The sequence below is a fragment of the Janthinobacterium sp. CG3 genome (assembly GCF_000344615.1).
Classification (GTDB): domain Bacteria; phylum Pseudomonadota; class Gammaproteobacteria; order Burkholderiales; family Burkholderiaceae_D; genus Janthinobacterium.
In genome coordinates, this window is record NZ_KB467825.1 from 457785 (window position 1) to 482607 (window position 24823).

Genomic DNA, 24823 nt, shown 5'->3' on the forward strand with positions numbered 1-24823 from the left:
TTAGGCTCCGGTGAAGAACAGGGCGGCGCGGTAGGTCAGGAACGAGGCGCCGTAGGCCAGCGCGAACATGTAGCCGGCCATCAGCAAGGGGTAGCGCCAGCTGTTGGTTTCGCGCTTGACCACGCTGAGCGTGGACAGGCACTGCGGCGCGAACACATACCAGGCCAGCAGCGACAGCGCGGTCGCCATCGACCAGGTCTGGGCGATCAGCGGCTCCAGCGAGGTGGCCAGCGCGTCGCCGGTCTGCGACAGCGCGTAGACGGTGCCGAGGGCGCCGACGGCCACTTCGCGCGCGGCCATGCCCGGCACCAGCGCGATGCAAATCTGCCAGTTGAAGCCGATCGGCGCGAACACCACTTCCAGCGCGCGGCCCAGCAGGCCGGCCAGGCTGTAATAGATGGGCGGATGGGTGGCGCCGTCGGGCGCGCCGGGGAAGCTGCTGAGGAACCACAGCAGTATCATCAAGGTCAGGATAATGGTGCCGACCCGCGTCAGGAAGATCTTGGCGCGCTCCCACAGGCCGACGGCCAGGTTGCGCAGGTGCGGCCAGTGGTAGCTGGGCAGCTCCAGCATCAGCGGATGCTGGCGGCCGCCGCCCATGAAGCGCTTCATCACCCAGGCCACCGCCATCGCCGCGGCAATGCCGGCGAAGTACAGCGCGAACAGCACCACCCCCTGCAGGCTGAGGAAGCCGGCCAGCTCGCGCTCGGGGATGAAGGCGGCGATGATCAGCGCGTACACCGGCAGGCGCGCCGAGCACGTCATCAACGGCGCGATCATGATCGTCACCAGGCGGTCGCGCGGGTTCTGGATGGTGCGCGCGGCCATCACGCCGGGGATCGCGCAGGCAAAGCTCGACAGCAGCGGAATGAAGGCGCGCCCGGACAGGCCGACCCCGCCCATCAGCCGGTCCAGCAGGAAGGCGGCGCGCGGCAGGTAGCCGCAATCCTCGAGCACCAGGATGAAGAAGAACAGGATCAAAATCTGCGGCAGGAACACCAGCACGCTGCCGACGCCGCCCAGCACGCCCTCCACCAGCAGGCTGCGCAGCACGCCCTCGGACATGTGCGCGGCCAGTTGCGCGCCCAGGCCCTCGACGCCGGCGGTGATCATTTCCATCGGCGTCGCCGCCCACGTGAAGACGGCCTGGAACACCAGGAACATCAGCAGCGCCAGGATGACCGGCCCCAGCACCGGGTGCAGCACGACGTCGTCGATTTTCTCGCTCAGGTTGCCGGTGTCGCGCGTGTCGTTGCTGACCACGGCCAGGATGCGCCGCACCTCGCGCTGGGTTTCCTCGACCGTCACGGCGTCGATCGCCGACAGCGCCTTGGCGGGCGCGTTCGGCAGCGGCAGCATCGCGTCGAGCGCGCGCAGCAGCGACTTCTCGCCGCCGCCCTGCACCGCCACGGTCTCGACGACCGTCATGCCGAGTTCCTGCGCCAGCTTGTCGGCGTCGATGACGATGCCGCGCTTCTTGGCCACGTCGACCATGTTCAGCGCCAGCAGCATCGGCAGGCCAAGCCGCTTGATCTCCAGCACCAGGCGCAGGTTCAGGCGCAAATTGGTGGCGTCGACGACGCAGACGATCGCCTCGGGCGCGCGCTCGCCGGCGCGCAGGCCGGCGACGACGTCGCGGGTGATGGCCTCGTCCGGCGTGGTGGCCGACAGGCTGTAGGCGCCCGGCAGGTCGAGCACGCTGAAGGCGCGCCCGGCCGGCGAGATGAAACTACCCTGCTTGCGCTCGATCGTCACGCCGGCGTAGTTGGCCACCTTCTGGCGCGAGCCGGTCAGGCGGTTGAACAGCGCGGTCTTGCCGCAGTTGGGATTGCCCAACAGCGCGATCAGCGGCATCCGCGCCGCCGCCTGCAGCGTTTTGTCGATGGCGCCCATGCTTATTCCGGTTGAATCGAGATACAGGCCGCCTCGAAGCGGCGCAGCGCGAAGGTGGCGTTGCCAACCTTGACGGCGAGCGGGTCGCCGCCCGGCATGCCGCGTTTCAGCATGCGGATGCGCTCGCCCGGCACGAAGCCCAGTTCCATCAGCCGGCGCGCCAGGTCGACGCCGTCGTCGAGCTGGCCCGGCGCGGTCGGCGCGACGTGGATCACGGTGCCGCTCTTGCCGGCCGCTAAGGCATCGAGGGTGGTCAGGGTCGGCGCGAGGGTCATGGGCGAAGCTTCCATTAAGTGGATAGAGGGCGCACCCATGGCCTGCCGCGGCAAAACCGGCAAGCGGGAACATCTGGAGCGAACTGTGGCTATTATAAACGGTAATGCGAATTGTTTCTATTTGCGGACCGCCGCACCGGGTGCCGGCCCGCCCCGCCGGACAATCTGCTGCGCCCGTACAACAGCGGCCACGCGCGGCCCGCGCCGACGCCGGCCGCACGCATCAAAATCGCTTGCAAAATTTTTTCAATTGCGGGACAATGCAAAACGTAATGATAATGATTCTCATTAAAACAGTAGCAACAATGCCTCTGCGGCATCGACTCTCCCTTGACTTTATCTAGCCAGAAGGTGCACCGATGATTGTATGTGTCTGCAACAACATATCTGATCGCGAAATCCGCCAAGCCGTTGATTTGGGCCTGAACACGATGGCCGAACTGCGCCGCGACCTGGGCGTGGCGACCTGCTGCGGCAAATGCCACAGCTGCGCCAAAGAGGTTTTACACGAACATATCAACAGTCAAACCACCTTGCAGGAGCGCGTGTTGCAACGCCCGGCAATGACGACATAAGGATCGCAATGAACACGATGACGATGACGCCCCGCGCCGACAGCGGCCGGTACCAGGACCTGTTGGCCACCCTGAAGCTCAAGGGGCGCAAATTCGCCCCGCTGGCGTCGATCATCGTGCTGCACGTGGGCCTGTTCTACGCGCTGCAAAACGGCATGCTGCGCCAGGTTGTGCACGCCGCCCTGCCCGAAGTCATGATGGTCAGCTTCGTCGCGCCGCCGCCGCCGCCGAAGCCGGCGCCGCCGGCGCCGCCGAAAACGCTGCAACTGAGCGCGCCGCAACAGCGGGCGATCGTGCCGCCGCTGCCGCAACTGGCGCTGGCGCCGGCGGAGCCAACCATTACCGTGGCGCAGCCGCCGGCCGAAGTGGCGCCCGCCCCGGCCGCGCCGGTCGCCGTCGCCGCGCCGCCGGCCCCGGCGCCGGCGCCAGCCACCCCGCGCACCGTCTCCAGCGTCGAGTACGTGAGGGCGCCGGAACCGGTCTACCCGAGCATCTCGCGCCGCCTGGGCGAGAGCGGCACCGTGGTGCTGCGCATCCTGATCAACGAACGCGGCCTGGCGGAACAGGTGACGGTGCAAAAATCGTCGGGCTTCGCCAACCTCGACGAGGCCGGCCGCAAAGCCGCCCTGCGCGCGCTGTTCAAACCGCTGTTCGAAAACGGCAAGGCGGTACCGGTGTTCGTCATCGTGCCGCTGAACTTCCAGCTGAGCTAAATACGGGCGCGTCGCGCCGCCCGCATCCGCAGCCCCGCCCGGGGCTGCGGATTTTTTTACGTCCAAATCAACACCAACAGCGTAAGCCCGGGGTCGGACCGCGGCCCTTGCCTTTGGTTGATGTTCAGCGCCGCCAACCCGCGTACGAAACCCGCGTTGGCGCCATGCCGCCTACACCTCGGCCCAGAGCCGCAACAGGTTGTGGTAGTGCCCGGCCAGGCCGACCATCGCCTCGCCGTCGCCGTGGGCGCCGCGCAGGTGCTGGATGTTCTGGTCGAGCTCGAACAGCATGGCGCGCCTGGCGTCGTCGCGCACCATGCTTTGGCTCCACAGGAAGGAGCAGACCCGCTCGCCGCCGGTGACCGGCATCACGCGGTGCACGCTGCTCGACGGGTAGACGATGGCGTCGCCGGCCGGCAGCTTCACCTCGTGGCTGCCGTAGGCGTCCAGCACCACCAGTTCGCCGCCCTCGTATTCGTCCGGCTGGCTCAGGAACAGCGTCGTCGAGACGTCCGCGCGCATCGGCGCGCCGCCCAGCGCGGTGCGGATGGCGCCGTCGATGTGCATGCCGTAATGCTCGCCGCCGGCGTAGCTGTTGAAGTACGGCGGCAGGATGCGCAGCGGCAGCACGGCGGAGATGAACAGCGGGTGCGCGCCGAGCGCGCGGCTGACCGCCTGGCCCAGTTCCAGCGCCAGCGGCGAGCCCTCCGCCAACTGCCGGTTGCGCTTGACCTGCGCGCCCTGCGAACCGACGCTGGCGCGGCCGTCGATCCAGTCGGAGCGGGCCAGCTTTTGGCGAAACTGGGCGACTTGTTCCGGCGTCAGCACGCCGGGTATGTGCAACATCATGCTCGATTCCCCTCAAATAGAAATGCGAAAAGGCACCAGCTGCGGGCGCAGGCGGTGCCTTTCGGTCTGCAACGCGCGGCGTGCCGCGCGTCGGGACACTTAGAACTTCAAGTTGGCCGTCAGCGTGGCGCTGCGGCCGGCGGCGACGCCGGCGTAGTGCGGCGACGACACCTTGTCGAAGTACAGCTTATCACCCAGGTTCTGCACGTTCAACCGCATCGTCACGTTCTTGTTGACGACGTAGCTGGCCATCGCGTCGACACGGGTGTAGCCCGGCACCGACTTGTTGTTGTTGATGTTGCCGAACACTTGGCTGACGTAGTTCACGCCGCCGCCCACGGTCAGGCCCGGCAGCACCAGGTAGCTGGTCCACAGCGAGGCGCTGTCTTTCGGCGTGCCCGGGAAGCGGTTGCCGTCGAACGGCGACTTGGTGTAGACCGGCGCGGCGGTGGTGCCGGTGTTCAGGTAGCCGTTGTCGCCGATCACCGCGTTCAGGTGCGTGTAGCCGCCGAACACCTGCCAGTTGTTGCTCAGGCTGCCGCTGACGCCGAACTCGACGCCGTTGACGTTCTTCTTGCCGACGTTTTGCTGCTGGCCGTCCGGCGCCGTGGTGCGGGCGTTGTTCATCTCGCTGCGGAAGTAGGCGGCGCTGACCGACAGGCGGCGCGCCATGATTTCCCATTTGGTGCCCAGCTCGAAGTTGCGGCTGTCCTGCGGCTTGAGGTTTTTCAGCGCCGCCGTCACCGCGTCGTTGCCGTCGCCGCCGTCGTTGCCGACCGGGGTGGACGAGGTGCCGTAGGACAGGTACACGCTGCTGTTGGCGGCCGGCTTGTAGACCAGGCCGGCCTGGTAGCTGGCGAAGTTGGAATGGACGTCGGCGCGGCCGGCCTGCGTGGTGGTGGTGCCGACCACCGAGTACGGCACCGTCAACGCGCTGCGGTAGCCGTCCCAGCGCACGCCGACGTTGAGCAACCATTGCGGGTTGAACTCGACGGTGTCGAACGCGTACACCGATCGGGTGTTGGTGACGACGTTGGTGCGGGACGGCGATTCGCTGCGGCTGTAGACCCACGGATCGTTGGCGTTCGGGTTCAGCAACGGCGCGCAGTTGTACAGCGTGGCCGCGCCCGAGGTCGGGCAGGTGAAGCTGTTGGTCAGCGGGTTGTTGGTGCCCGGCGCGAACAGGTAGCTGGTGCGGTCCGATTCCTCGCGGCTGAGCTCGACGCCGGTGGTGAAGCTGTGCTTGACGCCGGCGGCCTTGAATTCGCCGCTCAGGCTGGTCGCGTTGGCCAGGCCGTCGACGGTGACGTTGCGCGAGTTGGCGCGGCGCCAGACGGTGCCGTACTTGACCGTGTTGCCCTTCGAATCGTCGGGCTGGGTGTAGACGTAGTCGTTGCCGGTGCTGCCGTAGCGCGTCACGTTGCGCAGCACCAGGCCGGCGCCGAACTCGTGGCGCACGTCGATGGTGCCGATGTCGGACTGGGTGTCGCGGAAGTCGCGCTTGGTCAGGCCGTAGAAGGTCGAACGCGGCACGGAAACCGGGGTGCCGTTGCCGTTCAGGGCGATGTCGGCGCGCTTGGCGGTGTTGGTGCCGACGGTGGCGAACGGGTTGTTGAACGGCAGGCCGGTGTCGGGCAGCTCGCTCGACTCCATGTGGTAGTAGCTCAGCGTGACCTTGGTCGGCGACTGCATGCCGAAGCTGACCGACGGCGCCACGCCCCAGCGCTTGCCGTTGACGAAATCGCGGCCGGCGACGTGGGCGTCGTGGCCCATGACGTTCAGGCGCACCGCGACGTTGTCGTCGATGCTGCGGTTGACGTCGACGGTGGCGCGGCGGTATTGCGCGCTGCCCAGGCCGACCGAGGCGTTGATGAAGTTGTCCGCCTTCGGCGTCTTGCTGATCAGGTTGACGCTGCCGCCGGCCGACGAGCGTCCGCCGTAGGCCGAGTTGGGACCCTTGACCACTTCGATTTGCTCAAGCGCGAAGATTTCGCGCGACTGCGAACCGGTGTCGCGGATGCCGTCGATGTAGGTGTCGGTCTGCGCGTTGTAGCCGCGGATGAAGAGGTTGTCGCCGACCGGGTTGCCGCCCTCGGCGGCGCCGACGGTGATACCCGGCACGGTGCGCAGCGCGTCCGTCAGCGACACGGCGCCGGTCTGCGAAATGACGTCGGCGGTGATCACGGTGATCGATTTGGGCGTGTCCAGCAGCGGCGCGGTGAGCTTGTTCGAGGCCGATTTCACCGGCGCCTGCAGGGTGCGCTCGGCGCCGCCGGTGATTTTCACTTCAGGCATCTGCTGCGCCTGCCCGGCCGTTTGCGCGTGCAGCGCCAGCGGCATGGCCAGCGTGGCGAAGGCGGCGAAGGCGGTGCCCGCCGCGACCGGCTGATGCTTGCGGCTCTTGATATAGCTCATTAAAACTTCTCCATGGAATTAGGTAACGGAATCGGCTGCCGGCCACCGGAATGCGGCCACCTTAAACGCGAATGATAATGATTTTCATTCGCCACGGCAAGTAAAACTCACACATTCTCACGGATTCTGTTGTTAAACCCCTGAGAATGGGATGTGTTCTCACGGTGGCGCCGCCGCGGCGCGGCGAAATACCCGGCGCGGCGGCGGAACGGCGGCGATCTGCGCTATCATGCTTGCAATGCGGGGAGGCCTGCGGGCCCTGCGACAACGCGGCCCGGCCGCCCGCGGCGCCCACGGCGCGATCCCCTTTTCAACACCACTTTAGGAAGCCATCATGAAGGGCGATAAAGAAGTCATCCGTCTACTCAACGCACAGCTCACCAACGAACTGTCCGCCATCAACCAATACTTCCTGCATGCGCGCATGTACCGCCACTGGGGCCTGGAAAAATTGGGCAAGAAGGAATACGAGGAATCGATCGGCGAAATGAAACACGCCGACAAACTGATCGACCGCATCCTGATGCTCGACGGCCTGCCGAACCTGCAGGCGCTGCACAAGCTGCTGATCGGCGAGAACACGCCGGAAATCCTGGAATGCGACCTGAAGCTGGAACGCGCCGCCCACGCCACCGTCAAGGAAGGCATCGCCACCTGCGAAAAAGCCGGCGACTACGTCACGCGCGACCTGTTCCTGATGATCCTCGACGACACCGAGGAACACATCGACTGGCTGGAAACGCAGATCGACCTGATCGCCAAGGTCGGCCTGCAAAACTACCTGCAAAGCCAGATGGCCGAGTAAGCCGGCCACCGGGGACAGACCACGATTTTCGAGAAATATTTCTCGAAAATCGTGGTCTGTCCCCGAAGCGGAGATCCAATTAAAAAGGGCTGGTGCGCATCTGCGCACCAGCCCTTTTTTACGCGTTCAAGCCGGCGATCAGTTGAAGTTGTACTTGGCCGACAGGTTGACGCGGCTCAGGTCGCCCTCTTCGCCGGCCAGCGTCTTGCGCCGGCCCAGGATGTACTCGGCGCCGAAGTCGACACCCTTGACCGGGTTCCAGATGAAGCCCAGATGCGCCTGCCATACCTTGCTGTTGACCGCGTATTGGCCGCTGTCGAGGCCGTTGGCGCGGGCGTAGTCGGTGTAGGCGTTGTCATAGTTGCGCTGGTAGCCGACCGAGCCGTTAAAGCGCAGCGTGTCCGACGGCTTGTGCTGGTAGCCGAGCACCAGGCCCAGGGCTTTCTCGGTCAGGATGCGCTTGTTGGCCGCGTCGTACAGCGCGCCTTCGATGTAGTTGAAGTAGCGGCCGATGCCGCTGCCGCCGGTCACGCCGACGGTCAGGAAGTCGCTGCCGAAGGTTTTGTACAGGCTGCTGGCGGCGAAGCCATAGCCGCGCTTCGACAGGTTGACGTCGGCGCCGTCGTCGAGGCGGTGTTCGGTGGTGACGGCGCGCACGCTGACGGCGCCCCAGCCGAAGCCCTTGTCCCAACGGGCGACCACGTCCGGCACCTTGGCGAAGCCCTTCGGCGTCGCCGCGCCGTCTTCCAGCACATAGCTGGAGGCGTTTTCGGCGGCGACGGTAAAGCTGCCGTAGTCCTTGGTCGGGTAGGTGTAGCGCACCATCGGCTGGCGGATGAACGTGCCGCCGATGGTGCCGTTGAAGTCGACCGTCTCGGGCGAGTTGTCGACGTCCATGAAGGTCGACCAGGTCTGGCCCACCAGCAGGCCGCCGAACTGGCCGTAAGCGTGGCGCAGGCGGAAATTGTAGCTATTCGTCGCTTGCTGCGTGTAGATGTTCTTGATGTCGCCGTAGACGGCGGCGTTGCCGGTGCGCGGGTCGTTGTTGAAGTCGCCTTCGATCTTCACGCTCAGCGGGCCGTACTGGGTCGGCGTGCTGGCCTCGATGCCGAAGCGCGAGGTGCGCGCGTGCAGGTAGTTGCCACCCTTGCGGCGGCCTTCGGCGGAATCGTTCAACGGCGCGTACGGCGCGAAGGTCGAGTAGTCGTTGTTGGCGTTGTCGCCCTTGAACTCCTTGACCATGTTCAGCTCGGCGAAGCCGTACAGGCGCACCGAGGTGTCCGAACCGGGCAGGCGCGAGGAATTCGGGATGTCGCCGCCGACGACGGCGTCCTTGACGCGCAGTTCAACCTGCTCGACGCGCTCGGCCAGCTCGGCGTTCGAAATGGCCGGGGCCGGGGCCGGCGCCGCGGCCGGGGCGGCGGCCTTGGCTTGTTTGAGTTCCTTCAGCTCGTCGCCGAGGCGCTTGATTTCGGCGCGCATGTCGGCGAAATCCTTGGCCGACTGGGCTTGCGACGGCGCGGCGACGACGGCGAACATCAACGCGATGGACGCGCTCAGACTGGTGTGTTTCAAATTCATTAAAAGTCCCCTTGAATTAGTATTTTATGGTGGTGCTGCTTGCTGCTATGGGCCGCGCCGGTCGCTTAGTTGGCGATCTGTCCCAGGAATGCGCGGATGCGTTCGTTGCGCGAATTGCCGAAGAACTCTTCCGGCGGCGCCTCGGCCAGGATCTGTCCCTTTTCAAAGAACACCACCCGGTCCGCCACTTCGCGCGCGAAACCCATCTCGTGCGTGACGACGATCATCGTCATGCCCGAGCGCGCCAGGTCCTTCATCACGTCCAGCACTTCCTTGATCATTTCCGGATCGAGGGCGCTGGTGGGCTCGTCGAACAGCATCACTTTCGGCTGCATCGCCAGGGCCCGCGCGATGGCCACGCGCTGCGCCTGGCCGCCGGAGATCTGGTGCGGGTACTTGCGCGCCTGCTCGACCAGGCCGACCTTGGCCAGCAAGACCAGCGCGGCCTCCTCGGCCTGGGCCCGGGTAACGTTGCGCAGGCGCCGCGGCGCCAGCGTAATGTTGTCCATCACCGTCAGGTGCGGGAACAGATTGAAGCTCTGGAACACCATGCCGACTTCGCGGCGCACCGCGTCGATGTGCTTCAAGTCGGCGTTCAGTTCGATGCCGTCGATGACGATGCGGCCGGCGTCGTGCGTTTCGAGCCGGTTCAGCATGCGCAGGAAGGTCGACTTGCCGGAGCCGGAGGCGCCGATGATGACGGCCACCTCGCCCTGGTAGAACTCGGTCGAGACGTCCTTGATCACGTGGAACTTGCCGAAATGCTTGTTGATGTTTTGCGCGACGATCAGCGGTTCCTTGCCGTCGCTGCGCGGGGCGCGGCGCAACTGCGCCGTGTCTGCCAGATTCATGTCTTTATCTCCGCTCATTTAGTGACGCTCCACATCGAGTTGTCGTTCGATCGCGCCGGAAATCTGCGTCATGATCGACGTCATGATCAGGTAGATGCAGGCGGTCGTCAGGAACACAGGAATCGGTTCGAACGAGGCCGACTGGACCCGGTTGCCGATGTTGGACAATTCCACCACGCCAATCACATACGCCAGGCTGGAATCCTTCAGCAGCGAGACGATGTTGTTGACCAGCGGCGGCAGCGCGATGCGGAAGCTCTGCGGGAACACCACGTCGCGGAAGGTCATGAACGGGCTCAACCCCAGCGAACGGGCCGCCTCGGTCTGGCCCTTGTGGATGGCCAGGATGCCGGAGCGGATCGCCTCGGCGTTGTAGGCGCCGACGTTGAGCGACAGCGCCAGCACGGCGGCGTTGAACTCCGACAGGCGGATGCCGAACACTTCCAGGTTAAAGGCAAACAACACTTGCACCAGCAGCGGCGTGCCGCGCAGCACCCAAATGTAGAAATTGGCGACCCAGCGCAACGGCGCCACCCGCGACAGCTTGGCCAGCGCGACGATGATGCCGATGATGATGCCGAGCGGGCCGGCGATCGCGGTCAACTGCACCGTGACCATGGCGCCTTCGGCGAACTGCTGCGCGGCCGGGCCGATCGGGCTAGGCAACCAGCTTAGCGGAATGGCCATCAACCACAGGAAGGCGACCATGGCGAACATGGCCAGGGCGATGGTGACCGCGCTGCGTCGCTCGCGCGACCAGCCGGCAGGCAAAAATGTGCTTGCTGATTTCAACTGACTCTCCTGACGGTGACAATAAACGCTGCGTTACTTGTTGCTTACTTGCAGCGAATGTCTTCTTGCAAATATTTTTCGGAGAGCGCCTTGTAGCTGCCGTCGGCCATCAATTCGGCCAGCGCCTTGTCGTAGGCGGCGGCCAGCGGCGCGTTGCCCTTTTTGATCGCGGCGGCGACTTTTTCGACGAACAGGTAGTCGCCCATTTTCAGGCCGCCGGAGGCGTTCGTCGCCAGCGCGTTCTTGACCACGAAACGGTCGCTGACCCAGGCGTCGACGCGGCCGTTGACCAGCGCGGCGCGGGCGTCGGTATCTTGCGGGAAGTTTTTCACTTCCTTGACGCCGGCCACTTTCTTGACGTTTTCAAAGTAGGTCGAACCGGTCTGCACCGACACGGTCTTGCCGGCCAGCGTCTCGACGCTGTGCACGGCCGGGTCTTTCGAGACGATCACGCCGCCGCTGCAATAGTGCGGGCTGGTGAAGGTGACGGCCTTGGCGCGGTCCGGCGTGATGCCGAACGAGGCGATGACGACGTCCCAGCGGTCCTGGCGCAAGCCGGCCAGCAGGGCGTCGAAGGACAGCGATTTCCATTCGACGGCCAAGCCCATTTTCTTGGCGATGGCGTCGCCCAGTTCGACTTCGAAACCGGTCAGCTTGGAACCCTGGAAATAGTTGAACGGAGGATAGGCACCCTCGGTGGCGATGATGATCTTGCCGTCGGCCTTGATCTCGTCATACGTGCGGGCCTGCGCGGACGCGCCGACGACCAGACTGGCGATAGCGACTGCCAAAATTTTCAAACTCTTCATATGTCCCCCCTACTGAAAGAATTGCTGTTTAGTACACTTTAGTGTACTTCTTGTGTTTTGATTGTTCCCTGCAATTAGCAACTACTGGTGCTATTACAACAGCTACCGGGAAGTCCTCAAACCATGGGCGCGACCTCATCTTACGAAAATGAGACACCGGCGGCGGTCCGCCGGACGGCACGGGGGAGGCGCTTGCCCCCCCGCCCGGCGGCGGCGGCCCGACGGCGTCGAAAAAAAAGATCGTCTGTTGCGGCGCAGCCACAGACAGGGCGCCGCGCCGGTATAGACAACCCATCATAAGACAAATCGACGGCGATGATAAAGCCTTTCGGCCCGCACCGCCAGTTGCGCCGGCCGGCGCGGCGGCCCTGCGTTCCAAAAAACAACTGCCGACGCTGCGACGCCGGCGCGAGCACGGGGCCGGCCCCTCGGGGTCTGGCCCCCAGCCTTTGCTTTTGCTTGGTTTTGCTGTGTGCGGTGAAAAAAACCAGGGCGTACCCGGAGGGTCCGACCCCAACCCCGGGTTCCCCGCGCGCTATACGCGCACGCAGATGACGCGCGCGCCCGGGGCCACGCCCAGGCTGCGCATCGCCTCGGGCGGCAGCGCGACGTTGTCGCCGTGCTCCAGCGCCGGGCAGGCCAGCATGACGGCGCGGAAGGTGCCGTCGCCGACGCTGCCGACCACGTAGTTGCGCCCGGGCTGGTCGCCGGCCGGCCCGGCCGCCTCGACGCGCCGCGGCATCGACGACGAGAACGAGCGCAGCGCGTTCTTGTGCGCCTGCAGGATCGGGCCGCCGTCGAAGATGTCGATGTGCTGGCCCGGCTCGAAGCCCTCCTGCGCCAGCATGCGCAAGGCCGCCTCGCCCTCGGGATGGACGCGGCCCATGGCGCCCTGGGCGTCGGACGGCAGCAGCGGCACGTAGACCTGGTAGTGCGGCATCAGCTCGACGATCAGGGTGCGGTTGCGGGCGCCCTCGACGACCCGCTCGGCCTCCATGAAGTCCATCTGGAAGAATTTGCGCCCGATCGCGTCCCAGAACGGCGAGGCGCCGTTGGCGCCGGTGGCGCCGGCCAGCGCGACGAAGAAGCGGTCGCCGAAGCGCTGCGGCGCGGCGGCGGCGAACAGCAGGCGCGCGCGCGACAGCAGCGCCGCCCCGGGGCCGACGCTGCGCCAGTCGCGCACGGCAAAGCTCGACAGCTGCGAATGCCCGGTCAGCTCCGAACACAGCGTCAGCGCATGGATGCTGTGGCTGATGTTGAGGTCGCGCGAGACTTGCTGCACGGCGTCGTTGCGAAACGCGAAGTAGGTGCCGTTCGAGCCGGCGATCGCCGATATCGCCGCCGAGCCGGCGATGCTGCCGTCGGCGCCGTCCTCCAGCACGAAGATATACGACTCTTCGCTGGGAATGTCGACCTGGGTGGCGAACGAGGCGATTGAATGCTCGACCGAGCGGGCGATCGCCTCGCGGGTTTTCGGCAGCGTGTGCATCCACGGCGTGGCCACGCCGGCGAGCGACTCCAGCGCCGCGATATCGCGCATTTCAACGGGGCGAACTATATACATGGGACAACTCCAATGCCGGGGTGTCTATTATAAAAAAACGCCGGCGCCGGCGCATGCGCCGGCGCGACGGCGACTTTCACTTTGCGGCCGGACGCGGCCTCACAGCAGCAGCTTGCGCTGGCGCTCCTCGCGCGGCGAAATGCCGAACAGCGCGCTGAAGGCGGTCGAAAAATGCGAGCCCGACGAAAAGCCGCAGATCAGGCCCACCTGGACGATGGAGTGGCTGGAATCCATCAGCAACTGGCGCGCCCGCTGCAGGCGCAGCTCCAGGTAGTAGCGCGACGGCACGCTGCCGAGGTATTGTTTGAACAGGCGCTCGAGCTGGCGCCGCGAAATGCCGACCAGGTTGGCGACGTCGTCGGTCGTCAACGGCTCCTCGATGTTGGCCTCCATCAGCATGACCGCCTCCGACAGCTTCGGTTGCAGCGTGCCGAAGCGCGCCTGCAGCGCGAAACGCTGGCGCTCGGCGTGGCCGCGGATGCGGTCGACGCACAGCAACTCCTTGATCTGCGATTGCAGCGGCGTGCCGTAGCAGGCTTGCAACAGCGTCAGCGCGAAGTCGATGCTGACGGCGCCGCCGCAGCAGCTCAGGCGCTTGCCGTCCATTTCGAACAGGTTCGGCGTCAGGATCACCCGCGCGCCGATGTCGTGGGCGTCCGGGTACAAGGTCCATGGCAAGGCCACGCGCAAGCCATCCAGCGCGCCGGCGCGCGCCAGCCACAGCACCGGCGCGCCGACCGCGCCCCAGAACTGCGCCTGGGCGCCGCGCTCGATCAACTGGCGGCACTGCTCGGGCGCCAGCGCGGCGGCGTCCTCGTCGGCCACCAGCAACGCGATGTGCCAGCGTTCGCGCTGGCGCTCCGCCGCGGCCGCCAGCGCGGCGCCGGCCTCCACCACCTCGACCAGCAGGCGTTGCGGCCCGAGGATTTTGGCGGCCAGGCGCAGCGGATGCGCCAACCCCGCCAGCGTCACCGAAAACGGGCCGCCGGCGTTGATCAGCAGGATGCGCAACGGCGCTTCAAGCTTGAGGGTGGATAAACTGGTAAATGGCATGGCGCGGGCGGGCACTCACTTCCTTGAATTCGATACGGCGGCGCGCGGCCACCGGTTTGGCCTGCGGCAATCATTGCAAGGGGAACAGTCTAACGCGATTTTTGCACCAATTGCACAACAAGTCGCAAAAGTGGCCGGGTTTCGTAGATCGGGTTAGCCCAAGGGGCGTCAGCCGACTGGCGTCGGCGGCGGCTCGGCCGCGGATGACGCGTTCCGCCTCGGCGGCCCCCCGCACCCGACCTACGACACGGAAGGGGCGGGCTTGATTTTGACGAACAGCACGGCCGCCGCCGCGCACAGCATCAGCGCGCCGGCCAGGCGGATGACGTTTTCCGGGTTGCCGCCGAGCCAGGCGCGGTAGAACAGCGGCAGCGTGAAAATCTGGATAATCATCGGGATGACAATGAACATGTTGAAGATACCCATATACACGCCGGTGCGCTCCGGCGGAATGCTGCCGGCCAGCATGATGTAGGGGTTGCCCATGATGCTGGCCCAGGCCAGGCCGACGCCGACCATCGGCACCAGCAGCAGCGCCGGGCTGTGGATCAGCGGGATGCCGAGCATGCCGGCGCCGGCCAGCGCCAGGCAGACGCTGTGCATGGTTTTCGGACCGTAGCGGCGGGTGAACGGCACCAGCGCGAAGGCGCCGAGGAAGGCGACGAAGTTGTAGAAGGCGCCGATCTGGCCGTTCAGCAGGCCGGCGTCGCGGAAACCCTGCGCCGCCGGGTCGCCGGTGCCGTAGATGGTCGCCGCCAGCGACAGCATGATGTATTGCCAGTAGCAGAACATGGCGTACCACGTGAACAGTTTGACCCAGGCCAGTTGCTTCATCGTCGCCGGCATGTCGCGCAGCGCCGCGCCGATGTCGCCCAGCGTGTGGCGCCAGCCCGGCGGCTTGGCGCGGATCTGCGCCAGTTCGAACTCGCTCAACGGGTGCTCCGGCGTGGTCTTCAGGGTCCACAGAATCGAGCTGATCGAAAACACCGCGCCGATCATGAAGGCGGCGATGACGATGTGCGGAATGTGGCTGCCGTTGACGGCGTCCTTGTCCATCCCCAGCAGCACCAGCAGCGACGGCGCCAGGTAGGCCAGCGTCTGCCCCAGTCCGGTGAAGGCGCTCTGGGTCAGGAAGCCGAGCGAGTGCTGGCTTTTGTCGAGCTTGTCGCTGACGAAGGCGCGGTACGGTTCCATCGTCACGTTGTTGGCGGCGTCGAGTATCCACAGCAGGCTGGCGGCCATCCACAGGGTCGGGCTGAACGGCATGGCGACCAGCCCGAGGCTGCACAGGATGGCGCCGATCAGGAAGTACGGCGTGCGCCGGCCCCAGCGCGTGACGGTGCGGTCGCTCATGGCGCCGATCAGCGGTTGCACCAGCAGCCCCGTCATCGGCCCGGCCAGCCACAGGTAGGGTAGGCTGGCCTCGTCGGCGCCGAGGTATGTGTAGATCGGGCTCATGCTGCTTTGCTGCAGTCCAAAGCTGAACTGGATGCCGAAGAAACCGATGTTCATATTGACGATCTGCCAAAACGTCAACCGCGGTTTCTGCCGGGTCGCCGTGGCTACGGCCTTGTGCAAGTGTTGGGTCATGTCGGTCTCGTTATGTTGTCGTTATTATGCTGGCGATGTGCTTTTTACCGGACTAGGCGCTGCGCTCCAGCCACAGCATGGCCCAGGGCTGCAGCGTGATGCGGCCGCAGCGGGCGTCGCCGCCGAGGCAGTCGGTCCAGCGCCCTTCCGCCAGCTGGTAGCGCACTTCGGCGCCGCTGAAATTGCCGAGGAAGAGGAAGCGCGGCCCGCGCGCCAGCGCCAGCAGCGCCGCTTGCCAGGTGTCGAGCAGCGCGCGCGGCGCGCCGGCGGCCAGCTCCGGGCGCTGCTGGCGCACCGCGATCATGCGCCGCAACCCGGCGTGGACCCGGCCCGCCAGGCTGGCGCCGTCGTGCCGTTGCGCCAGCCGGGCGTCGTCGAAGTCGGGCCGCTGCAACCAGCGGCTGTCGATGGCCCGTTCCGGCCGGGCCAGGAAGGCGTAGTCGTTCAGCATGCCCAGCTCGTCGCCCATGTACAGCACCGGCAGCGCGCCGAAGCATAGCGCCAGGCCGTGCAGCAGCAGCAGGCGGCGCAAGGCCTGCTGGCGCGCCGGCTCGCCGTCGGCCCGTTCCAGCCCGGCCAGCGACGCGGCCATGCCATTGCTGCCGTGTGCGGCGTGCGCGCCGCTGGTCTGGAACGGCGCGCCGGCCGGGTAGCCGCCGTCGGCGCCGGCGAAGAAGTTGGAGATGCGCGCCAGCCGCGCGGTGGCGTCGGCGCCGTCGCCGCCGGCCTCGCCGCGCAGCACGTTCCAGCCGATGTCGTCGTGGCAGCGCACGTAGCTGAGCCAGCTGGCGTGCGGCGGCAGCGGCGGCGTCGCCGCGATCACCCGGCGCAGCAGCTCGGTGTCCTGCTCGGCCAGCGCGCCCCAGGCCGCCGCCATCAGGCTGCTGTGGTAGGCGATGTGGCATTCGGGCGCGGCGGCGCTGCCGAAGTAGGCCGGCAGCAGCGGCGTCGGCACGATCGCCTCGGCCTTGAGCAGCACGCCCGGGGCGGCGATGGCGACGATGGCGCGGATCGCCTGCAGCAGGCTGTGCGCCTCCGGCTGGTTCATGCAGTTGCTGCCCTCGCGTTTCCACAGGAAGGCGGTGGAGTCGAGCCGGAACACTTCGACGCCGCGGTTGGCCAGCCCCAGCAGCGCCTCGGCGATGGCGCCGAAGACCGCCGGGTTGGCGTAGTTCAAGTCCCACTGGTAGGGGTAAAAAGTGGTCCAGACCCAGCGCCCCAGCGCGGCGACGTAGCTGAAGTTGCCCGGCGCGGCCTGGGGGAACACCTGGCCCAGCGTGCGCTCGTAGCGCTGCGGGGTTTTGCGGTTCGGGTAGGTGTGGAAGTAGTCGAGCATGCCGGGCGCGCCGGCGATGGCGGCCAGCGCCCACGGGTGGTCGTCGGCGACGTGGTTGAGCACCATGTCCGAGCACAGGCTGATGCCGTTCTCGCGCAGTTGCGCGGTCAGGTCTTCCAGGTCGGCGTTGCTGCCGAGCGCCGGTTCGACCTCGTCGAAGCTGGCCACCGCGAAGCCGCCGTCGCTTTCGCCGGCGCGCGCGCGCAGGAACGGCAGCAGGTGCAGATAGGTCACGCCCAGCTCGCGCAGGTGCGGTATGCGCGTGGCCACGCCGCGCAGCGTGCCGCCGAAGCGCTGCGCGTAGGCGCTGTAGCCGAGCATCCGCTGGCCGGCGAACCAGTCGGGCCGCTCGGCCCGCTCGGCGTCAAGCGCCAGCAGCGCCGGCGGGCGCGCCGCGTGCAGCCGCCCGACCGCCTCCATCAGGTCGCCGAACCAGGCGTCGAAATCGGCGCGCTCGCCGTACAGGCTGGCCAGGCGCTGGTACAACACCGGCTCGTGGCGGGCGTAGCGGCGCGCCGCGTCGGCGTGCAAGTGGGCGGGCATCGCCGCCAGCATGCGCTGTAGCGGGGGGAAAGTGGCGATCATATTCAATGTGGTGCGTCCGATGTGGTGCGCCGCGCGGCGGGGCGGTGGCCCGGCCGCGCGGCGGGGGGTTTAGAACGAGTACTTGACGCTGGCTTTGACGGCGCGCCCGCCGATGGCGCGGGCGGCGCTGCCGTTTCCTTCGACTTCGGTGTAGCCGATGCGGTCGAACAGGTTGTTGGCGCTCAGCGACAGCTGGGCCCGCGGCGTCAGTTGGTAGTTAACGAAGGCGTTGACCACGCGATAGGCCGGCATGACGATGCTGTGCCGGTCGTCGGCCCACGATTTTCCCGTGCCGATGACGCTGACGCCGAAGCGGGCGTCGCCCAGCTCGTAGGTCGGGGCGATCTGGTAGACCACGGCGGCCTGGCGCCGCGGCGTGTGGCCGATGGTCGCCTCGCCGCCCGGCGCGGTCGCGGTGATGTGCGCCTTGGTGTAGGTCAGGCCGCCGTTGACGTGGAAGTCGCCGGCGCTGTAGGCCGACTCCAGCTCGACGCCCTTGGCGTCGTAGCTGTTGGCGGTGCTGACCTGGGTGGTGGCCTCGTAGTTGCTCTCCTTAGTCTTGGCCTGGAACAGCGTGGCGAAGGCGCTGAACGGCCCCTTGCGCCATTTGACGCCGCCTTCGAGCTGCTTGACGGTGTTGATGTTGACCGGCGCGCTGCCGTCGAGCGGCGTGCCGAACAGGATGCGGTCGGCGTTGAAGGCGACGCCGTCGCTGGCGCGGGCGAACACGGCCAGGTTCCGGTCCAGCTTGTAATTGCCGCCCACCGAGTACGAGGTGTGCTTGATTTTATAGTCGACCGTTTGCACCGTCGCCGGGTCGAAGCGGACGCCGCCGGCGGCGCTGTTGTAGCTGCCGCTGGCGCGCTGGCGGTCTTGCCGCACGCTGGCGTCGACGTTCAGGTCGCCGCGTTCGAGGCCCAGGTTCAGGTAGGGCGAGAGCAGCGTGTATTCGACGTCGACGGCGCGCGTGCAACAGGCGTTGAAGGCCGGCCCGACCAGCCCCGGCGTGGCGCTGGCCGTTTGCAGCAGCGCCGGCTTGTCGCCGCTGGCCTGCATCAGGTATTCGTTGAAGCTCCAGGTCAGGCCGAGCTTTTGCAGCGAGTTGTACAGGCCGGCGGTGGCGGTCAGCTTGGCGCCGTCGAACTGGAAGGTCTTGGCCAGCTTGGTGTCGCTGAGGGTGTTGCCGGCGTCGTCGATCGAGGTGTTGAACACCACCGCCGAGAAGCCGCGGCCGTTGTAGGCCTGGCCCTTGCGCGGACCGGTGGCGAGGGTATAGTTGCCGAGCGCGCCGTTGTTGGCGGCGAAGACGCCGATGAAGCGGCCGCCGTTGTCCGACTTGCGCAAGTTCTCGCTCAGGGTCCAGCCGCCGCCGAGCTTGAACGAGGCCTCCAGGCCGAGCGAGTTGCTGGTCACGTGCAGGCCGTCGTTGACGTCGCTCGACACGTGCTTGTTGTTCTTGTCGAGCGTGACGTCGCGCACCCAGTACGGCGAGTAGAACGACACCGTGCGCGGGTCGATGCCGGGCATGTCCGAAATGCGCTGGTTGCTGACCTGGACCGGCACCGGCAGCGCCGTCGGCGACTTGTCGTCGAGGTGCTTGAACGACAAGCGGATGAAGCCCTGGTCCAGTTCATGGGTGATGTTGCCGCGGATCTGGCCGCCCTCTTCCATGTTGAGACCGGTCTTGCGCACCCCCTCGCCGCTGCGGTAGGAGCCGCCGATGAAGAAGCGGGTGCGCTCGGAGATCGGCGCGCCGTAGTCGAAGTCGTAGCGGGTCTGGTCGTAGCCAAGGCCGCGGCTGATGCCGATGCTGCCGCCCTTTTCCTTGCCGGTCTTGCTGATGAAGTTGATGATGCCGCCCGGCGAGTTGCTCGCCAGCGTCGAGGCGGAGCCGCCGCGCACCACTTCCAGGTGGTCCAGCGTGCCGTCGATTTTGACGTAGCTGTCCGGCGTGATGAAGTTGAAGTCGCCCGACTGCAGCACCGCCAAGCCGTCCTCCTGGATTTGCACGTAGCGCGAGCCGCCGGCCGAAATCGGCACGCCGCGCACGGTGATGTTGGCGTTGCCCTCGCCGCCAGACGACTCCGCGCGCAGGCCGGGCACCGCGCGCAGCACGTCGGCGGCGCTGCTCGGCGCCGTTTGCAGCATCGTGCTCAGCTCCATGGTGCTGACCGAAACGCTCGACTTCATCTTCGAGGCGCCGCCGGCGGTGCCGGTGACGACCACGCGTTCCAGGTTCAGGCCCTCGGCGGCGGGCTTGGCGGCCGGCGCGACCTGCGCGGTGTTCGCGACGGGTTCGGCGGCGGTTTCGGCGACCGGCTCGGCGGCCTGTGTTTCTTGCGCGTGGGCGGCGCCGATATGCAGCACTGCGACGGCGACGGCTGCGGCCATGCAGCCGAGTTTGGCGATACGTGTTTCCATAGTCTCCTCCAGTTTGTCGGTCGCCGCGAAAGGGCGGCGACGATTGAGCCCTCGCCGACGCGCGCAAAACCGAACCGTCCGTTTTGTCGCTGCGTTTGCTGGGCAGGTGCGCCATTATTCATCGAATAAGAAATTATTGCAATCGATTGCAATGGAGGATTTGAGCTGGAAATTTCCGTTGTTTTTTCATGAATTCACGCGGCGATTAGCTATGTAGAGTGCGATTCTTCCTCCGTATTTGCGTCGCGCCCTTTGCTGCGCCGCAGCATAAAAATAAATGAAATATTTGGAATTTATGCAATCGGTTGCAATAACCAAGTAACGCGCGAGATGTGCGGAAACGCGGCTGCGTTCCCGCATGGCGGGGGGACTGCTGGCCTTTATCGCTGACGCTGTGCCAGTTGGACGATGACTCGTTCGAGCGTAGTCGTTCCCGCCCATTCGACCGCGGTGGGATCGCTGTTGATGCCGATATGCGAGCAATTGAGGCCACGGGTCATTTCGGCGAACCCAGCCAGGGCGGCCCTTGAGAAATGGGCATCCGCCAGCGCTTTGGCCCACTCTGCTTCCGGCAGGACCGCCACGTCGACAGGCTTCTGCAGCGTGGCCGAAATAATGGCGGCGACATCATCCGGGGCGTAGTCTGCGGGCCCCGAGAGAGTGACGATGCGGGTCCCCGTTGTTTTTTCTTGCAGCAAAGCGGCTGCGGTGCTACCGACATCGACAGTCGCCACCATCGGGAGGGGGCGCTGTGGTGGCGCCAGAAACGTCGGCAGAGTGCCGCTGCGCATGGCCTGTCCGACCATCGGCATCCAGTTCTCCATGAAATAGGCGGCGCGCAGGAAGGTGGTGGAAACACCGGTTTCGCCTAAACGCTGTTCGAAAATGCGGTTCATCCTGATCCATCCGGTTCCGCTTTCACGGTCGGCGCCCACCGAGGAAAGCGCCACAAGCCTGGGCACGTGCGTCGCAACCGCAGCGCGCGCCGTGGTATCGGCGATCAAGCCTGCCCTCTCGAACAGGTCTTCACGGGCGTAGTGCTGCGGACTGACGACATAGGCGCCCTGGACCCGACTGAGCGCCTTGGTCATCGAGGCCAGGTCTGTCAGGTCGGCCACGGCAATCTCTGCGCCGCGTTCGGCCCATGGCCGGCCCTTGGCCGGGTCGCGTACCACGACGCGCACGGGATGGCCGGAGCGCAAAAGCGCATCGGCGGCAGCGGCGCCGGTACGGCCGGTCACGCCGAATACAACGTAAGGAAGGGGGGAGGCAGCAGTCATAAAAATCTCCTATTCAGATGAAACAGGATGGTGCATGATTACTCGACATACATAAATGGCATGAAAGTCATAGTCACCATGCACCAAGTGGATTTATCGACGGTCGACCTCAATTTGTTAAAGCTGTTCGAAGCACTCGTTCGGGAGCGAAGCGTGACCCAGGCTGGCCTCCGCTTGGGCTTGAGCCAACCGGCCGCCAGCCGCGCGCTGGGGCGACTGCGCACGATGCTGGGTGATCGCCTGGTGGTCCGCGGCAAGCTCGGTCTGGAACTGACACCCCGCGGCGAAACGCTGGCAGGTCCAGTGGCCAAGCTACTGGACGACGCCCGGGGCATCGTCTCGCCTGCCGTCTTCGATCCCGCCTCTGCAACGGGGCGCATCACGATCGCCGCTCACGATCACCTGAGCCTGATTGTCCTTGCTGGTTTGATCGCCCGCTTCGAGCGCCATGCGCCTGCGCTCAGTCTGCATATCGCGCAGCCTGCTGGGGACAACGTGCGGCTTATCGAGCAGGGGGGCGCGGATCTGGCACTGGGAATTTTCGAGGCACTGCCCGGCAGTTTCCATCGACGCGGCCTTTACGCCGACAGCTTGGTGTGCGTGGCGAGGTCCGATCACCCCGGTGTGGCGGACGGACTCAGTCTGCAGCGTTATGTGAGCTTGCGTCACACTGCCGTGACCATTTCCGGCGTGGGAGAAAGTGCGGTCGACGTCGCTCTCTCGACACTGGGACTCACCCGCCACGTCGCACTGCGCGTTCCCCACTTCCTTGCGGGTGCGATGTTGGTGGCGGACAGTGACATGATTCTCACCTTGCCAAGCCGTTTGGCGCGCCTACTTGCGACAAAGCTCCCGCTCGCTATCCTGGATCTACCGCTACAGCTTGCGCCCCTGTCGCCAGCTATGATCTGGCACGAGCGTTTCCACCGCGACCCTGCCCATATTTGGGTCAGGCAGCAGCTTGTCGACGTCGTCGCGTCGTTCAATACGGTCGCATAAATGTCCGCTTCGATGTACGGACCTGACTATGCGCGCGCGTCTACATAAACCCACGCCGTTCTTCCGGAGGACAGTGGAGCTAAGACGCGCTGGTAGTCCGATACTTCATATTTGTCTGCATGCGCGAGTTCATCATCCGTCACCTCGAAAACGGTACCGGCAACGCGGTGTGTCGTTATGCCCGTTTGTTTAACGATGGGATGGTGGCTCTTGCCACTTGTCTTGACAACCTGCGGGTCGTCGATTTTCACCATCGATCGATGAAACCCCGGCAATTGGTCGGCGCTACCTTGAAGCTCGCGCCCAAAGGTGGCCAATTGCACGTCACGCTGCTGGAGCGTTCCATACGAAAAGAGAAGTTGCGTCATTGAGTCTGGCCTCCTTCACAGTAAGTTCAAAGCTTGGAACAGCCAGCCGGATTGTGCACGCGGTGGGTGGAAGCTGGATTGTTGACGAGCTTGGCAAGCGATCGGCTGGGCCGTGCGACAAGTTCACCGCCACAGTTCGGGCATTTGGCCGCGAAAGTCGTCGCGCAAGCCTCGCAGAAGGTGCACTCGAATGAACAGATGCGGGCACCGGATTGCTCCGCGGGAAGGTCTTTGTCACAGCATTCGCAGCTAGGTTTCATTTTCAGCATGGCGCTGTCCTTTATTGTGATTGTCCAACGACGTTGACGCCGGCGCGCGTCAAGGAACACCTTGTTCATACTGAAATTGACAGGCTGCGCAGGCTATCAATGAGGGCTTGATCCGCCTCGATCACGGCCGTGTAGCTGTCGATGCATGCCATTACCGCGTCACAAGGACCTTGCAACCACGCTTGACTGCCATAAAAGCGCTCCTGGCTCCGGCGCCGATGCAACACGTCCCGATAGGCCCGGATCAGCAGATAGTCGTCAGGTGAATGCAATGAGGAGCGCGCGGCGACGACGTCGGTGCCCGCCGCAAGCAGAAGCGGCACGGAACGCTGCTGCATCACCTGGTGGAATGCATCCGCTGAGCCTAGTTTGAGTTTATATCCTCTGATTTCAATGATTTGCTTCATTTGTCTGGCCCAGGCCGCAAAGACACCATGATAAGGTTCTATCGGCTTGGGAACAACGCGCGATCAACGGAGTTAAGCGGTGGTTTGCGACAGTATTGAAGGTTTTCCGGGGCGTTTTCCTTGAATGTCAAAACTGTGTATTTACGCTCGCCAAATTGCCCTCTTTGAGCGCTTTGGGGGGCCGCGGCACGCTGCCCAGCCGGGTCAATATTTGATACGCGGCGGTCACTCTCTGGTCGATCGGGTAATTCCTGTTGGCCAGCATGACGATGCCTATTTTTTTTGCCGGATGATAGAGCGCATACGCGGCAAAGCCAGCCGTTGAACCGGTTTTATTGATCAGCACATCGGTTTGCGGCGGCAACGGCGGCGTGAGCTTGCTGACACTGGTCGTGTCATAGATTATTTTGTAGGAATTGCCCGCCAACAAACGCGACAAATCCACCGTGCCGGGATATTGCTCCCACATTAAATCTTGCGTCATGTCGGCCGACTTGAAATAGCCGGTATGGGTGTCGGTGATCGCGCGCTGCAGCTTGCCATCCAATTTGACGAGGCCCATGTTGGCGTCGATATAGCGGATCAAGTCCGCCGCACTGGTTTTTACGCCGTAGGATTCGAGGGCCAGCAGGCCGGGGTTCACCCTGACCGGCGCGTCCTCCTTGTTGTAGCCCTGCGCGTAATGCTGCATTTGCGCTGCCGGCACGTTGACGTAGCTGTGCGTCATTCCTAGTTCAGGAAACAGCCTTTTCTCCATCGCATCCGCAAACGACATGCCCATGCTCTTGGCCGTGACGATGCCAAGCAGGCCGATGCCCGGGTTGGAGTAAGTCCGGTTCGTGCCCGCGGCGTGCGCGGGTTTCCAGTTCTTGTAGTATTCCATTAATTGCTCGGTATTGCTCACCTCGTCCGGGATTTGCAGCGGGAAGTTGCCGGCCGTATGCGTGCCCAAATGAAGCAGGCTGATATTGTCAAAGCTGCTGCCACGCAAGTAAGGCAAATGCTGGCTGACACTATCCGATAGTGAAAACAAACCATGGACCTGCGCGTAAGCGGCCAGTGTTGCCGTGAAGGTTTTGCTCACCGAGCCGATCTCGAACAAGGTGGCGTTGCTAACGGTTTGCCCGGTTTCCTTGGACGCCACGCCGTAGTTGTAGAAGTAGTTTTTGCCATTCACGGTCAGCGCCACCGCCATGCCCGGAATAGCGGATTTTTTCAGCAGCGGCTTGATCACGGAGTCCACCGTATCCTGGATCTCGGATGGATCCATATTGTCGGCGGCATGGCTGGCGGCCGCCAGAAGACAGGACGACAGCAGTGTCAGAAGACGCATGGTTTTCGGGGGCATATAGGTAATTCCTTCAAAGATTGATGCCGCCGTACTGCGACAAGT

At 65.0% G+C, this 24823-nt stretch carries 23 protein-coding genes; 4 read left to right on the forward strand and 19 right to left on the reverse strand.

Annotated features, from left to right (window positions below):
• The 3 genes from feoB to JANGC3_RS33995 form a co-directional block, all read right to left on the reverse strand.
• On the reverse strand, window positions 1-1893 hold the full coding sequence (gene feoB / locus JANGC3_RS0126665) for a ferrous iron transporter B (protein WP_017879554.1): 1893 nt from the start codon (window positions 1891-1893) through the stop codon (window positions 1-3).
• A 2-nt stretch (window positions 1894-1895) separates the two neighbouring features.
• Window positions 1896-2168 carry a FeoA family protein gene (locus tag JANGC3_RS0126670; RefSeq protein WP_017879555.1) on the reverse strand — a complete coding sequence of 91 codons (273 nt, stop codon included), beginning with the start codon at window positions 2166-2168 and terminating at the stop codon, window positions 1896-1898.
• Window positions 2169-2260: 92 nt separating this feature from the next.
• Window positions 2261-2653, reverse strand: coding sequence for a hypothetical protein (locus JANGC3_RS33995; RefSeq protein ID WP_232429832.1), 393 nt, complete (start codon window positions 2651-2653; stop codon window positions 2261-2263).
• On the opposite strand from JANGC3_RS33995, the gene JANGC3_RS0126675 reads away from it, so the two are divergent.
• On the forward strand, window positions 2585-2743 hold the full coding sequence (locus JANGC3_RS0126675; RefSeq protein ID WP_017879556.1) for a hypothetical protein: 159 nt from the start codon (window positions 2585-2587) through the stop codon (window positions 2741-2743). The two genes, JANGC3_RS33995 and JANGC3_RS0126675, sit on opposite strands and share 69 nt — an antisense overlap.
• Window positions 2744-2751: 8 nt before the next feature.
• Window positions 2752-3456 (forward strand): energy transducer TonB, encoded by a 705-nt coding sequence (locus JANGC3_RS0126680; protein ID WP_017879557.1) that lies wholly within the window; start codon window positions 2752-2754, stop codon window positions 3454-3456.
• Between the two features lie 171 nt (window positions 3457-3627).
• Here the strand turns inward: JANGC3_RS0126680 and JANGC3_RS0126685 are convergent, their stop codons facing one another.
• Complete coding sequence (locus JANGC3_RS0126685) at window positions 3628-4305, reverse strand: Fe2+-dependent dioxygenase (protein WP_017879558.1); 678 nt, start codon at window positions 4303-4305, stop codon at window positions 3628-3630.
• A 99-nt stretch (window positions 4306-4404) separates the two neighbouring features.
• Window positions 4405-6720 (reverse strand): TonB-dependent receptor, encoded by a 2316-nt coding sequence (locus tag JANGC3_RS0126690; protein WP_017879559.1) that lies wholly within the window; start codon window positions 6718-6720, stop codon window positions 4405-4407.
• Between the two features lie 334 nt (window positions 6721-7054).
• On the opposite strand from JANGC3_RS0126690, the gene bfr reads away from it, so the two are divergent.
• Window positions 7055-7525, forward strand: coding sequence for a bacterioferritin (bfr, locus tag JANGC3_RS0126695; protein ID WP_017879560.1), 471 nt, complete (start codon window positions 7055-7057; stop codon window positions 7523-7525).
• 138 nt (window positions 7526-7663) lie between these two features.
• Here bfr and JANGC3_RS0126700 read toward each other — a convergent pair whose 3' ends face one another.
• The 10 genes from JANGC3_RS0126700 to JANGC3_RS0126745 all read right to left on the reverse strand — a co-directional run bounded on the left by JANGC3_RS0126700 (window position 7664) and on the right by JANGC3_RS0126745 (window position 21387).
• Window positions 7664-9106 carry a DcaP family trimeric outer membrane transporter gene (locus tag JANGC3_RS0126700; RefSeq protein ID WP_017879561.1) on the reverse strand — a complete coding sequence of 481 codons (1443 nt, stop codon included), beginning with the start codon at window positions 9104-9106 and terminating at the stop codon, window positions 7664-7666.
• A 65-nt stretch (window positions 9107-9171) separates the two neighbouring features.
• Window positions 9172-9957, reverse strand: coding sequence for an amino acid ABC transporter ATP-binding protein (locus JANGC3_RS0126705; protein ID WP_017879562.1), 786 nt, complete (start codon window positions 9955-9957; stop codon window positions 9172-9174).
• A gap of 18 nt (window positions 9958-9975) precedes the next feature.
• Window positions 9976-10674, reverse strand: coding sequence for an amino acid ABC transporter permease (locus tag JANGC3_RS0126710; protein ID WP_081612050.1), 699 nt, complete (start codon window positions 10672-10674; stop codon window positions 9976-9978).
• 119 nt (window positions 10675-10793) lie between these two features.
• Window positions 10794-11558, reverse strand: coding sequence for an ABC transporter substrate-binding protein (locus JANGC3_RS0126715; protein WP_017879564.1), 765 nt, complete (start codon window positions 11556-11558; stop codon window positions 10794-10796).
• Window positions 11559-12093: 535 nt separating this feature from the next.
• Complete coding sequence (locus tag JANGC3_RS0126720) at window positions 12094-13122, reverse strand: arginine N-succinyltransferase (RefSeq protein WP_026133565.1); 1029 nt, start codon at window positions 13120-13122, stop codon at window positions 12094-12096.
• 99 nt (window positions 13123-13221) lie between these two features.
• Window positions 13222-14175, reverse strand: a complete 954-nt coding sequence (locus JANGC3_RS0126725; protein ID WP_026133566.1) for a GlxA family transcriptional regulator — start codon at window positions 14173-14175, stop codon at window positions 13222-13224.
• A gap of 240 nt (window positions 14176-14415) precedes the next feature.
• On the reverse strand, window positions 14416-15765 hold the full coding sequence (locus JANGC3_RS0126730) for an MFS transporter (protein WP_017879567.1): 1350 nt from the start codon (window positions 15763-15765) through the stop codon (window positions 14416-14418).
• 52 nt (window positions 15766-15817) lie between these two features.
• Complete coding sequence (locus JANGC3_RS0126735) at window positions 15818-17686, reverse strand: alpha-amylase family glycosyl hydrolase (protein WP_232429823.1); 1869 nt, start codon at window positions 17684-17686, stop codon at window positions 15818-15820.
• A 69-nt stretch (window positions 17687-17755) separates the two neighbouring features.
• On the reverse strand, window positions 17756-20107 hold the full coding sequence (locus tag JANGC3_RS0126740) for a TonB-dependent receptor domain-containing protein (RefSeq protein WP_017879569.1): 2352 nt from the start codon (window positions 20105-20107) through the stop codon (window positions 17756-17758).
• Window positions 20108-20487: 380 nt separating this feature from the next.
• On the reverse strand, window positions 20488-21387 hold the full coding sequence (locus JANGC3_RS0126745; protein ID WP_017879570.1) for an NmrA family NAD(P)-binding protein: 900 nt from the start codon (window positions 21385-21387) through the stop codon (window positions 20488-20490).
• A gap of 27 nt (window positions 21388-21414) precedes the next feature.
• Between JANGC3_RS0126745 and JANGC3_RS0126750 the strand changes: the two genes are divergently transcribed.
• Entirely contained in the window at window positions 21415-22386 is a 972-nt protein-coding gene (locus JANGC3_RS0126750; RefSeq protein WP_017879571.1) for a LysR family transcriptional regulator, read from the forward strand.
• Between the two features lie 26 nt (window positions 22387-22412).
• Here JANGC3_RS0126750 and JANGC3_RS0126755 read toward each other — a convergent pair whose 3' ends face one another.
• From JANGC3_RS0126755 to ampC, 4 genes are all read right to left on the reverse strand, one after another.
• On the reverse strand, window positions 22413-22754 hold the full coding sequence (locus JANGC3_RS0126755) for a gamma-glutamylcyclotransferase family protein (protein WP_017879572.1): 342 nt from the start codon (window positions 22752-22754) through the stop codon (window positions 22413-22415).
• 26 nt (window positions 22755-22780) lie between these two features.
• A complete protein-coding gene (locus JANGC3_RS31920) occupies window positions 22781-23023 on the reverse strand; it encodes a DUF1272 domain-containing protein (RefSeq protein ID WP_081612051.1) in 243 nt (80 codons plus the stop codon).
• Window positions 23024-23088: 65 nt separating this feature from the next.
• Window positions 23089-23430, reverse strand: a complete 342-nt coding sequence (locus JANGC3_RS0126760) for a hypothetical protein (protein ID WP_017879573.1) — start codon at window positions 23428-23430, stop codon at window positions 23089-23091.
• Window positions 23431-23557: 127 nt separating this feature from the next.
• Entirely contained in the window at window positions 23558-24778 is a 1221-nt protein-coding gene (ampC, locus tag JANGC3_RS0126765) for a class C beta-lactamase (protein WP_198292112.1), read from the reverse strand.
• Window positions 24779-24823: the final 45 nt, after the last annotated feature.